This is a genomic window from Pseudomonas sp. R1-6 (assembly GCF_051132115.1).
GTDB lineage: Bacteria > Pseudomonadota > Gammaproteobacteria > Pseudomonadales > Pseudomonadaceae > Aquipseudomonas.
Genome location: NZ_CP071662.1, coordinates 5,351,816 through 5,364,006, shown reverse-complemented (window position 1 = coordinate 5,364,006; position 12,191 = coordinate 5,351,816). Strand labels below are relative to the sequence as shown.

Below are 12,191 nucleotides of genomic sequence, written 5' to 3'. Positions count from 1 at the left end.
GATGCCATCGCGAGCAGGCTCGCTCCCACAGGGTTTTTTGGTCAGGCGAACATCTTCACCACATTTCCCATCGCCTCATCGGCGAACCCTTGCAGAAAACCCCTGAACCCTTCCCGTGTGTGCACCTCGGTGTGGTCGGCGATGATGGTCCAGGTGGCGCGGCAGCGGCTGTCTCCCAGGGGCTCGACGCGCATCGCCGCCCAGAGGTTGTCGATGCCGAGGGTGTTGTAGATCAGCGTCCAGGTCATGTGCATGGCCTGGTCATCGCGGCTGTTGAGCTGCTCCACCACCAGGTTTTGTCCGTCGCGGAAGAATTTCTTGCGCAGCGAACGCACGCCGTCGCCAGTCATTTCGATGTATTCAAGGGCTGGAATAAAGCGGTTGAACCCGCCGAAGTCGCCCACCACTTCCCAGACGCGCGCGGCGTCGGCGGGCACTTGCACCGAGGTTTCGACATGGCAGGCTTGAGGGTTCTTGATCAGGGTGTCGGGTTGAAAAGCACTCATGGTCTTGCTCCTTGCGTGGGGTTGGGTTGCTTCAGATGAAATCGATGGCCTTGAGGTAATCAGCACCGCGGCGCAGCAGGGCCGGGGACTTTTCCGGGTAACGGGTGCCCATCTGCCTCACGCCGGACCGGGCGTTGTCATGGCGGATCAGGGAGATATCGCCGATGTCTTCTTCGAAGCCGTTGAGGTAGAAACCCAGTACGCCGAACAGCGCGTTGTCGGTATCGACCCGCGCCAGCTGCTGTTGCCAGTCAGCGACACTGACCAGCGCGAATTCCCGGCCACTGTCGCGGAACGACGCCACATAGGCGTCCCAGCTCAAGGGTTCGGGGTTGTGCAGGTTGAACACGGCCTGGTTGGGTTGGTAACGGCTGGCGTGGAAGGCGATGAAACGGGCCAGGAAGTCCACCGGCATCAGGTCGAAATTGAGCGACAGATCCGGCACCTGGCCGAGCTGGATCGATCCCTTGAGCATCAGCATCAAGCGGTTCTTGTGGGGCTGGCAGACCCCGGTCTGGCTGTTGAAGCTGATGTTGCCGGGACGGAACAGATTGACCCGGACGCCAAGGTCCCGGGCCCGTTGCAGAATCCGCTCGCCGACCCATTTGGACAGGTTGTAGCCATTCTTGATGTAGATCGGCGGTGTCCTTGCTGCTGGCTGCTCCAGCACCTGCCCATTAGCGTCCAGGGTGCTGGAGGCCGACAGCGTCGAGACGAAGTTGAAGATTTTCTTGCTGCGCCCTTCGCACAGCCGCAGGCATTCGAAGATGGGCTCGACGTTGTCCCGCGCCAGGGACTCGTAGTCGAGCACATGATTGACATGGGCGGCGTTGTGCACCAACGCGCCGAACGTGCTGTCGATCCGCTGGTAGGTGTCGTCCGGCAAGCCCAGTTGTGGCTGGGTGATGTCGGCGGCGTAGACGCTGACACGGCTCAGGTCCAGATGCTCCAGGCGATTTTCCCGCAGGGCCTGGGCGAACCGCTGGGCCGCGCTTTGCCCGCCGGATTCACGCACCAGGCACGCCACTTCCGTGGCCCCCCACGCCAGCAACGCTTCGACGATATGCACGCCGAGAAAACTGTTGGCGCCGGTCACGACCACTTTATGCACATCACCGCTCTGGCTGATGGGCAGTGAATCGAGGTTGAGTTCGGCTTCGGCGTCGATGAAAGCCTGGGGGCTCAGCGAGGATGCATCGCTCTGGTCGGGGGCATCAAGCAACTTCGCCAAGGTGATCAGCGTCGGTGCTTCGATGAAGCGGTTGATCGACAGGCTGCGACCAAACGTCTGCCTGAGACTCAACAGCAGCTGCGAAAGCAGGATCGAATGCCCGCCAAGGTTGAAAAAACTCTCGTCGGTGGCGATGTCCTCGGCTGGCAACTGCAGCAGCTCGGCCCATAGCTGTCGGAGCTGGGTTTGCAATGCATTTTGTGGCTGACGCCCTTGAGCTCCTGCCTGGACCGATCCCGCCGACGCCAGCAATGCCCGGCGATCGACCTTGCCGTTGCTGGTGTAAGGCAGGCTGGGCAGCTCTACATAGGCCGCCGGGTGCATGTAGCTCGGCAGCGAATCCTGCACATGCTGGCGCAAGGCGTTGAGGGCCGCGCCGGGTCGATCGTCCACGGGGTTCGCCAGGAACGCCAGGATCCGCCGGCGCTCGTCGACCCCCACCGCCACCTGGCGAAACACTTGGCTGTCGCGCAGGCAATGCTCGATCTCCTCGGGCTCGACCCGAAAGCCGCGGATCTTGACCTGGTTGTCGCGGCGGCCGCACAGCTCGATCCCGTCGTCGGTCCACTGGCCGATATCCCCCGTGCGATAGACCCGCAGCGCTTGCTCGTTGGGCAGCGTCAGGTCGAGATAACGGCTGCTGGTCAGCACTGGATCGTTCAGGTACCCCAGGCCGACTCCAGGCCCTGCGATGTACAGCTCGCCGGGTGTGCCCTGGGGCACCGGTTGCAAATGTTCGTCGAGGATGAGCACGCGGGCATTGCCGATGGGTATACCGAGGTTGCGGTTGTTATCGCCCACGGCGAATTGCCGCGTGGTGGCCAATACCGTGGTTTCCGTCGGGCCGTAGATATTGTGGAACCGGCACTGCGGCGCCAGTCGCTCGATCACGTACGGCTCGCAGACGTCCCCGCCAGTGATCAGGTGCGCCAGCCCCAATGACGCCTCCAGCGGCATGACGCTCAACAGCGCGGGCGGCAGGAAGGCATGGCTGACGCGCTGTTCACGCATCAACGACTCCAGTCGCTGCGGGTCGCGGCGCTGATCCTCGCTGGGCACCACCAGCAGTCCGCCTTGGATGAAGGTCGGCAAGATGTCCAGCAACGATGCGTCGAAGTTGATGGTGGAAAACTGCAACGCTCGGCTGTCGCGCCGCAGCTCGACATGATCTGCGTACCAGGCGCAAAAATGGCTGAGGTTACGGTGGCTGAGCAGGACCCCCTTGGGCTGGCCGGTGGTGCCGGAGGTGTAGATCGCCACGGCTGGTTCGTCGGCATCCACCACGCGGCGAATCGTCGAGGCCGGGAAGCCAGGCTTGGACGAAGACAGCCGATGGACATTCAGCATCGGCGTCGGGCTATCGCCCAGGTCGCTGTCGCCATCGTGCAATAAGAGATCGGCCTTGGCGTTGTCGAGGATGAATCGCCGGCGTTGCGCCGGGTGTTGCGGGTCCAGCGGCAGGTACACCGCCCCGCACCCCAGCACCGCAAGGATTGCCGCGTACAGCTGCGCGGATTTGGGCAGGCACACGGCAATCACCCGTGGATGATCGGTTGCTCTTCCCAGGCTTGCCGTTATGGCCTCCTGCAACCGCAACACCCAATTGCGCAAGGTCCTGTAGTCGATGAGCTGACCCTCGACCCACAGGGCAGGCTGCGATGCGTCGTCGAGCATGCGCTGCTCGATGCTGTGCATGACAGGCATTTTTGCAGCCGCCAGCAGCCAAGGTACGGCGGGCCGGTTAAGGCAGTGTTTGAAGGCCAGCGGCTCCAACGCATCGAGCCCATGCTCGGGTTGGTCGATGGGCTCGTGCGGGGCCGTCGGCCACTGATCGAAACCGTGCTCATCGCGTGACAGATGACTGACCAGCCGTGCGCCGTGCTCGACGATTGCGGTTATTGCCTGCTGGCGCAGCGACTGGCCGTTGCCGTCGCTCGGCGTGGTGATCACTTCGTGGACCAGCAGTCGCTGCGCTGCGTCACGGAAAAACACCACCGGCCGCGGCAATGCCTGGCCGGGCGCTTCCTGGAATGCCACGCGCAGCCGGAGCTGAACACCAGCCTCGATGGCCCCTGGCGCCGTACCATCGTCGATCAACAGGTCGATCGCGCGGTCGCCGGCCGGTGATTGTGGACCCACGACGGCGTGGCCGTGTCGTTCAAGTTCCCGGGCCAGTTCGGCCAGGGCCTGGCTGTGGCCAGACATTGCGATTTCGAGGCGTCTCATCGGAAGGTCCTCATGGGGTCAGGTAGTCGGCCAGGGCATCGCGCACGCAGGCTGACGCCAGCATCGAGCTGCCGCGGAAGAACCGCGTGATGTTGCCCACCAACGGGTGAAAACGGTTGATGGGATAAGCCAGCGCCCGGGCGTCTTCGCGCAGCGACTGGCGTGCCGATTCGTCGATCGGCAAATGGTTGATCAGCTCGAAATCGAACGCCTGCTGCAGGTCGCTCGCCAGGTAATCGGCGATGAAACCGGGCATCAGCCGCGCAATCGTCTCGCGGTCCTCTTCGGGCGCGGCGCGCCAGTAAATCTGTACCAGCCGCGTCCAGAAACCGGAGTGGCGTCCCTCATCCTGCAGGTGATCGGCCATGAGCCCCTTGATCGAGGCCTTGACCGAGTCGTCCCGGGCAAAGGCTGCCACTTCGTTGGTCACGGTGTTTTCGGCGATGGCGATGCAGACCAACTCCACGGCGCTGAGCAGATGCTCCGGTGTTCGCGCCAGCGTGGCCGGAATGGCACGGCTGAGCTCGATCTGCTGGGGCAACGGGATCGGTGCGATGCCGGTCATGTCGATGGTTTGCTGCATGAAGTCCATCGCCACCAGCGCGTGGTAATCCTCGTCCACCACCACGGTCATCGCGTCATAGCGACAGGCGAACGGAAACTCGATGCCAAAGCGGTTCTTGGCGATGCGCCGGGCGGTGTGATCCACCAGCTCGGTCTCGAAAATCACCACGTCGTTGATGAACTTGTAGAGACTCTGCACCAAGACAAAATCACGCAATTGCGGGCAATGGGTCAGGAAGGTCTGGCTGTGCACCATGGGTTGGCGGCTCATGGGAAAGATCAGCTTGTCGTCATCCTCGACCCGGCGCCGTGGCCGGGTACGGATCGTCGCCCGGCTTTCCCAGGCGTCGGCGAATGATTGGTATTGGATGGCGTTCATGGCGTCACCTGCGCAACCGGCTGGGCCATGCTCAGGCGCAGGCCATCCCACAAGGCTGCGCGGCTGTGGACGGCAGCGAGGGCAGCGGCGAGGACCTCGCGCTCGCGCTGCGGGTCGCCATCGATCAGCCGCGCCAGCAATTTTTCCGCCGCCGGGCCGTGGTCTTCGGAGTCCACCTCGATATGGCGTTGCAGGTAATAACGAAACGTCGGTGCCTGATCCAGGCCGATACCCCAGGCGTCCAGCATCCGCTGGAACATCTGCGGGATGACGCTTTCGCGACCATGCACGAACGCGGCGGCCACGCTGTGGGCCGGGGCGTGCAGGGCGGTGTGCAGGGTCTGGCGCACGAAGCGCGCTGCAGCCGGTTCTACCTCGACGCTGTCCAGCGCGGTTTCGGGGCTGACGCCTTCTTGCTGCAGGGCGATGAATTGTTCAATCGCCTGGGTGTCCGCGCCTACCTCGCGCATGGCGTCCAGATACAGTTCGAAATGGCTGCAATAACCGGCACCAGGACGGTCGTCGGATTCTTCTCCCAGGACGATTTCGTTGATCAGACGCGCGGCATGGGGGTCGGCGGGTGGCAGCCACGGCAGTTGGATGCAGGTCAGTTCCCTTTGCAGCCGCTTGGTCAGGGACATGAAGTCCCACACGGCGAAAACGTGGCTTTCCATAAAACGGCGCAACAGATCGATTGATGTTATTTCGGAAAAAACCGGGTGTTCACCAAGTTCGTGTTTTTTCAGAGATAGTTGTTCTTTGGTTGGCTGCATTGGAACGTCCTCATCAATATTGTTTGTCCGGAAAGTTGCTCGCCTGTTTTGTCGGGGCGAGCGAGTGCGCGAACCGGAATCCATGTTCACTTGGAACTTTTAACTGATACCTGCTTGTGGCTGTGTGGCTTGCTACAGGCGCATCCCATGGTGCCTGTGGGCGTCGAAAGCAACTCGACGAGTAAAAAATTAGTACAAGTTTCAAACGCTTCGCAAGTTATTTTTTTAATATTTAAAGTGGCGTTTTTATTGGGCGCGAAGAGGGTGGTTAAAACTTTGTTTATAAGTTTTATTGGCGCGAAGTTGCTCCTTCCGATTTATAGCGATCAGAGTCGAATGGTTCGAGTGAATGCCTCACTCGGAGCACTTCAGGGACAAAGGAAAGTAAGAAGTTGATGTTTTATGGGCGGGAACCCGGTCGGACCTCCAGGTCATCCCCGCCAGTTGGGCGGCGCTCCTTGCGTGATGGCTTCGATTCGCCTGGCTATTGCCGGACGCTGACTTCTTCAGGTCTGTTTTCGAACCGATAAACGCAAGAGTGAGCCCAAATCGACGGCAGTTCCATTGAACTGATGCAGCGACGCATCGCGGCCACGGTCAAGCCGCGCCCTGCTGGCAATCTCGGGTGTAGGAAGGATGTGTAAGAAAGTGCTACGCCGGCCAGGTGGCCGGCGCTGGGGATGGGGCTGCGGTCCGGCTATTGCTTCAGGTACAGGCGCATGGTGGCCGAGGCTTTCTCGAGGTGCTCTTCAAGCAGATGAACCGCTTGGTCGATGTCTTTGGCTACCGCCGCGGCGAGTATCGCGCGATGGTCACACTGGGTGAGCTCACCCAAACCCATGGTCGAAAGGTGAAAGCGCAGGAAACGTTCTTCTTCATTGAGCTCATGTTCAATCAGGTCCAACAGCTTGGCGTTGGGCGCCTTATGGTAAAGCGACATGTGGAATAGACGGTTGAGCTTGGCGATCTGCGCATAATCAACTTGGCCTTCCAATTGCTCGATGTATTCGGCGGCCATGGCCAGGTCATTGTCGTCTAGCAGGGGAATGGACAAGCGCAGGGCGAAGGCTTCGAGGACCGACCGCAAGGCGTAGGTTTCGACTGCATTGCTGGTAATCAGCGGGGCTACCACCGCGCCCTTGTGCTGGACCACGTTGAGCAATGACTGCGCTTCGAGCTGGCGCAACGCTTCGCGTACCGGCATGCGGCTGACACCGAACAGGTCTGCCAATTCCTGCTGGCGCAACGCTGTGCCGCTTGGCAGTCGCCCGTCGAGAATGGCTTCGCGCAAAGCGCTTTCAATGATTGCGCGGGCCTGGGCAGCGGGGATGGGCCCGTTGACCTGAATAGTGCTGAGTGGTTTGGGCTTCTGTGTCACGACAACACCTGACTGTAGTCACAATGATTGGATCCAAGGCAACATTAGTTACAGAATGCCCAGCCGTCAAAATCTCGCGGCCTCGGTTCCTGAACTAAAGTTTAGACTGCTTGCGGTGATTGCAACCTGCCATTGTTTTTTGCCGGTCCAGGCTGCACCATCCAACGAATTTTTCCAACGGCCCTTTTCGGACGTATTCCCTTGGCTGCACCTTCCCCGGTCCTCAGGTCCTTGCGCTGGCTGTGTTCGGCATTTTTGCTGGCAGGCCTGATGCTGGGCGGCCTGCGAGCCGACTGGGACTTTGCGCAGATAAGCCGGCGGGCGCAAGCGTTATATGGACCGCTGGGCGACGGGCAGCAGCGGATCGACGCGTGGCAGCAGTTGCTGGCAACCCAGAAGCAGATTCCTGAGCTTGCACAGCTCAAGGTGGTGAACCTGTTCTTCAACAAACAGGTGCGCTACGTGGAAGACCTCGATTTGTGGCGTGAGACCGATTATTGGGAAACCCCGATCCAGGCCCTGTGGAAGGGCGCGGGCGATTGCGAGGACTACGCCATCGCCAAGTATTTCAGCCTGCGCCATCTAGGGGTTTCCAGTGACAAGCTGCGCATCACCTACGTCAAGGCGTTGCGGCAGAACCGCGCGCACATGGTGCTGACGTATTACGCCACCCCCGATGCCATGCCACTGGTACTCGATAGCCTGATCGACGGCATCCAGCCGGCCAGCCAGCGAACCGACTTGCTGCCGGTCTACTCTTTCAATGCCGAAGGGCTGTGGCTGTCAGGCAAGGGCAACAAGAAAGTGGGCGACACCAAGCGCCTGTCCCGGTGGCAGGATGTGTTGAAGAAAATGCAGGCCGAAGGTTTCCCGGTCGAGACGACTAACTAGGAGCACGCGCTCAGATGTCTTTGTTCAAACAGCTGTTGATCGCTATCTGTCTGTTCCTGGTGGTTGCCTTCAGCGGCAGCTTCATGGTCAGCCTGGAGAGTTCGCGGACCCAGTACGTCAATCAGCTGCGTTCCCATGCCCAGGACGCGGCCACGGCGCTGGCGCTGTCGTTGACGCCGAACATCGACGACCCGGCGATGGTCGAGCTGATGGTCAGTTCGATCTTCGACAGCGGCTACTACGCCAGCATCCGCGTGGTCGACGTGACAAACGACAAGACCCTGGCCGAGCGCACCGGCACCCCGGATGCCGGCAATGTACCGCAGTGGTTTATCAAGCTCATCGGCCTTGAGCCGGCCGGCGGCGATGCGATTGTCAGCCGCGGTTGGGAACAGGCGGCGCGGGTCGAAGTGGTCAGCCACCCGATGTTCGCCCTCGCCAAGCTGTGGCAGAGCGCGCTGGGCAGTCTGGGCTGGTTGTTGCTGTGCGGCGCCGTGAGCGCGGTGCTGGGAGCCTTGCTGCTGCGTCGCCAGCTCAAGCCGCTGGACTACATGGTTCACCAGTCCCACGCCATCGCCCGACGTGAGTTTTTGAGCCTGCCGGAGCTGCCGCGCACACCTGAATTGCGGCGTGTGGTCCAGGCGATGAACCAGATGGTCGAGAAGCTCAAGGCGCTGTTCCAGGAACAGGCCGAGCGCAGTGAAAAACTGCGGGTGGAGTCCTATCAGGACAACCTCACGGGGCTGGCCAATCGACGGTACTTCGAGATGCAGTTGCATGCGCGGGTGAGCAACCCGGAACAGGCCAGTTCCGGTTATCTGTTGTTGTTGCGGGTCAAGGACCTCGCCGGTCTGAACCAGCGGCTGGGCGGGCAGCGCACCGATCAGTTGCTCAAAGCGGTGGGCGAGCAGTTGTCGCGTGAGTGCGCTCGCTACCCGGAAACCCATAACCTGGTGACGCGGATTCGCGGTGGGGAGTTCGCGGTGCTGGCACCCGGGCTGGTGCGCGAGGAGGCGCTGCAGCTGGCGCAGAATCTGGAAGGCGCGTTGGCGAGTTTGCACGCCACCGGCGCGACCGACGTGGCATCGGTGGCGTCCATCGGGCTCGCTCCGTTCGTTCATGGCGACTCGCCGCAGGCAGTGCTCCAGCTTGGCGACCAGGCACTGGCCCAGGCCGAAAGCCAGGGCGAACCGGGCTGGGCCTGCCTGGAGCATAGCGCTTCCGCCAGCGTGGGCGATGATCACCACGCCTGGCACCAACTGCTCGATCAGGCCCTGGGCAATCAACGCTTCGAACTGTACTTCCAGCCGGTGGTGGCGGCCCAGGACACCCAGGTCGTGCTGCACTACAAAGTGCTGTCGCGGCTGCTTGACGACCAAGGCCAGACCATCCCCGCCGGACGCTTCCTGCCTTGGCTGGAGCGCTTCGGCTGGACCGCGCGCCTGGACCGCTTGATGCTCGAACAGGTGCTCAAGCAGATGGCCGGGCACGAACAATCCCTGGCGCTCAACCTGTCCTCCGCGACCCTGGCCGATCCTCAGGCGTTGAACAAGGTCTTTGAAATCCTGCGGGCTCACTCCAGCCTCGGGCCGCGCCTGACCTTGGAGATTGGTGAAGAGCAACTGCCCGAGCAAGCGGTGTTGGAGCAGTTGACCCGGCAGTTGCGCGAGCTTGGTTTCTCCTTGAGCCTGCAGCGCTTTGGTGGGCGGTTCAGCATGATTGGCAACCTGTCGCGGCTGGGGTTGGCCTATCTGAAGATTGACGGTAGCTACATTCGTGCGATCGACCAGGAAAGTGACAAGCGTTTGTTCATCGAGGCCATCCAGCGTGCTGCTCACAGTATCGACCTGCCGTTGATCGCTGAGCGGGTGGAGACGGAAGGGGAGTTGGCGGTGATTCGTGAGATGGGGTTGTTTGGGGTGCAGGGGCAGTTGGTGGGTGAGCCTAAGCGTTGGGGGTGAGGATTGCTTGCTAGGTTTTTGGCCGAGTACATATCCGTTGCTGCGGTAACGGCGTCTGGCGGTTCCGCCCTTACGGCGGCTTACTTTTTTTCAGACGCCAAAAAAAGTAAGCAAAAAAGGCTTGGCCCCACCACTCGGTGCCTCGCCTAGGCTCGGCATGCCCTCACTCCGGCATTGCTCCGTGGGCCCGCCGCGAAGGGCCATCCATGGCCCAACGCGGCTATCCCGGCATCCATGCCGGGATACCCACTACGCAATGCCTGCGTTCGGCCATCGTGGTTAACGGGGCCTGGCAGATCAAAAGCAAAAGCAAAGCAAAGCGAAAGCGAAAGCGAGGCGGCGGTATGGCCGACCTGGGTCTCCTGGTCGTACTCCAATTGTGGGAGCGAGCGTGCTCGCGAAGGCGGAGGGTCAGTTTCCGCTGATGTTGAATGTGCTGGCCTCATCGCGAGCAAGCTCGCTCCCACAGGTTTTTGGGTTGTGTGCAAGGTTGTGAACACCTGCAAACCCATGTGGGAACGAGCCTGATCGCGATAGCGGTGGTTCATCTAAATAAGTGCCGAGATGCTCCTGCTCTTGCTTTGGATCTTGATCTTGATCTTGATCTGGAAGGGCCCGTTAACCACGATGGCCGAACGCAGGCATTGCGCAGTGGGTACCTCGGCATGGATGCCGAGGTAGCCGCGCTGGGCCATGGATGGCCCTTCGCGGCGGCCCACGGAGCAATGCCGGAGTGAGGGCACACCGAGCCTAGGCGAGGTGCCGAGTGGTGGGGCGGAGCGTTTTTGGTTACTTTTTTGGCGTCTGAAAAAAGTAACCCGCTGTAAGAGCGGAACCGCCAGCAGCCTTTACCGCAGCAACGGATATGCCCCGATAGCGGCTAGTCTGAGTTTGTCATCGAAAAAACGGTGACACTGGCGGCAAGCCGGTTAAAAGACGACGCGCAAGCGCTTTATGGCGGTTGTGGGTCGCGCCGGAGGAGCGGGCGATGGATCGGCTTGAAGTGCAAGCGCCAGCCTGACAGCCCCGTAATAAACCGAAGACCGCTATCGCGAGCAGGCTCGCTTGTATGTTTAGACTTGAAGGGGTGGGCAGGACTAAAAGCTCGATTCCGACTCTAGCCAGTACGGACCGTGGGAGACTTCTCATCCCGCCCTTTCTACCTAAAGCGCCGATAAGGAATTCATCGGTAAAACCGACGATAGAAGCAAGCCAGCGCTACGGTAGACCCCGACAAGCATCTAAACCCTAGCTCCGAGGATTCGAGATGACAATCCTTACCTCTCCAGCGGTTATCGGTATTGATGTCGCCAAGGCTGAAATTGTCGCTTATCGCGAGGATCTGAAAAGCATTCAAATCGTCGATAACAATCGTGAAGCCCTTGTCCGTTGGCTCAAAATGTTGCCAGCGCAAAGCTTGATTGCCTTGGAAGCCACCAGCTTTTATCACCTGGATACGGCTGAACTGGCCCATGGGATGGGGCACAGGGTTTATGTTGTGGATGCCTATCGTGTGGCCCATTACCGCGAAAGCATTGGGCAGCGGGCAAAAACCGACCCTTGTGATGCACGTTTGCTGGCGCGTTATCTGACGAATGAACAGCAACGGTTACGTGCCTGGACACCACCTTCAGATGCCTACAAAGTGCTAAGAAGCCTGCTACGCAAGCGTGCAGAACTGATCAAAGCTCGCGTCAGCCTCATGCTGAGCTGGTCGAGCGAACCGCTTCTGAAAGATATCCTGACCCAGCAACTGGACGCCTTCAAGCAAAGCGATCGGGCCATTCAGAAGTTATTGCGTGAAGCCAGCCAAGGGGCGGGGATTACTGAGAATATCAACCGCTGCAAAGCCATTGAGGGTGTGGGCGAACTGACGGCAACAAGCCTGGCGACCGCATTCATGCGAGGTGACTTCGCCAGCGGCGATGCGTTCATTGCCTTTTTAGGGATGGACCTGAGGCCAAAAGACTCCGGAAAAAAACACAGTCCCAGACACCTGAGCAAGAAAGGAGATGGCGAGCTGCGACGCTTGGCACACACCGCAGCAATGGCGGCTTGCCGGTCTCCAGTCTGGAAGCCTTACTACGAGTCCTGCTTGGCAAGAGGTTTCGCCAGAACCCAAGCGTTGGTGAGCCTCGCCCGTAAATTGTGTCGGGTGGCATTCGCCCTGATGAAAAACCAGAGCGAATATCGCTCTAATTCTATGCTGCAGGGTTCCCCTGCAACATAGAATCTCCCACACTGGATCTGTGTCGAGCCGGAATATAAAGGGTCAACACTGA

The 12,191-nt window shown here is 60.4% G+C and carries 8 protein-coding genes; 3 read left to right on the top strand and 5 right to left on the bottom strand.

What is annotated here, in order from left to right:
• Positions 1 to 41: 41 nt before the first annotated feature.
• The 5 genes from J3P81_RS23990 to J3P81_RS23970 all read right to left on the bottom strand — a co-directional run bounded on the left by J3P81_RS23990 (position 42) and on the right by J3P81_RS23970 (position 7,057).
• A complete protein-coding gene (locus J3P81_RS23990; RefSeq protein ID WP_434561310.1) occupies positions 42 to 506 on the bottom strand; it encodes an SRPBCC family protein in 465 nt (154 codons plus the stop codon).
• 31 nt (positions 507 to 537) lie between these two features.
• Positions 538 to 3,963, bottom strand: a complete 3,426-nt coding sequence (locus J3P81_RS23985; protein ID WP_434561308.1) for an amino acid adenylation domain-containing protein — start codon at positions 3,961 to 3,963, stop codon at positions 538 to 540.
• A 10-nt stretch (positions 3,964 to 3,973) separates the two neighbouring features.
• Positions 3,974 to 4,906 carry a diiron oxygenase gene (locus J3P81_RS23980; protein ID WP_434561306.1) on the bottom strand — a complete coding sequence of 311 codons (933 nt, stop codon included), beginning with the start codon at positions 4,904 to 4,906 and terminating at the stop codon, positions 3,974 to 3,976.
• On the bottom strand, positions 4,903 to 5,679 hold the full coding sequence (locus J3P81_RS23975; protein WP_434561304.1) for a DUF3050 domain-containing protein: 777 nt from the start codon (positions 5,677 to 5,679) through the stop codon (positions 4,903 to 4,905). The genes J3P81_RS23980 and J3P81_RS23975 overlap by 4 nt, the downstream gene beginning before the upstream one ends.
• A gap of 697 nt (positions 5,680 to 6,376) precedes the next feature.
• Positions 6,377 to 7,057 (bottom strand): GntR family transcriptional regulator, encoded by a 681-nt coding sequence (locus tag J3P81_RS23970; protein WP_434561302.1) that lies wholly within the window; start codon positions 7,055 to 7,057, stop codon positions 6,377 to 6,379.
• Between the two features lie 270 nt (positions 7,058 to 7,327).
• Between J3P81_RS23970 and lapG the strand changes: the two genes are divergently transcribed.
• The 3 genes from lapG (at position 7,328) to J3P81_RS23955 (ending at position 12,139) form a co-directional block, all read left to right on the top strand.
• Positions 7,328 to 7,948 (top strand): cysteine protease LapG, encoded by a 621-nt coding sequence (lapG, locus tag J3P81_RS23965; protein WP_420767780.1) that lies wholly within the window; start codon positions 7,328 to 7,330, stop codon positions 7,946 to 7,948.
• 14 nt (positions 7,949 to 7,962) lie between these two features.
• Positions 7,963 to 9,909, top strand: coding sequence for a cyclic di-GMP receptor LapD (lapD, locus tag J3P81_RS23960; protein ID WP_434561300.1), 1,947 nt, complete (start codon positions 7,963 to 7,965; stop codon positions 9,907 to 9,909).
• 1,267 nt (positions 9,910 to 11,176) lie between these two features.
• Positions 11,177 to 12,139 (top strand): IS110 family transposase, encoded by a 963-nt coding sequence (locus J3P81_RS23955; protein ID WP_434560453.1) that lies wholly within the window; start codon positions 11,177 to 11,179, stop codon positions 12,137 to 12,139.
• Positions 12,140 to 12,191 lie beyond the last annotated feature (52 nt).

Coding starts and splice junctions, on each gene's coding strand:
- J3P81_RS23990 (WP_434561310.1), bottom strand. CDS start 506: ATGAGTGCTTTTCAACCCGACACCCTGATCAAGAACCCTCAAGCCTGC.
- J3P81_RS23985 (WP_434561308.1), bottom strand. CDS start 3,963: ATGAGACGCCTCGAAATCGCAATGTCTGGCCACAGCCAGGCCCTGGCC.
- J3P81_RS23980 (WP_434561306.1), bottom strand. CDS start 4,906: ATGAACGCCATCCAATACCAATCATTCGCCGACGCCTGGGAAAGCCGG.
- J3P81_RS23975 (WP_434561304.1), bottom strand. CDS start 5,679: ATGCAGCCAACCAAAGAACAACTATCTCTGAAAAAACACGAACTTGGT.
- lapG (WP_420767780.1), top strand. CDS start 7,328: ATGCTGGGCGGCCTGCGAGCCGACTGGGACTTTGCGCAGATAAGCCGG.
- lapD (WP_434561300.1), top strand. CDS start 7,963: ATGTCTTTGTTCAAACAGCTGTTGATCGCTATCTGTCTGTTCCTGGTG.
- J3P81_RS23955 (WP_434560453.1), top strand. CDS start 11,177: ATGACAATCCTTACCTCTCCAGCGGTTATCGGTATTGATGTCGCCAAG.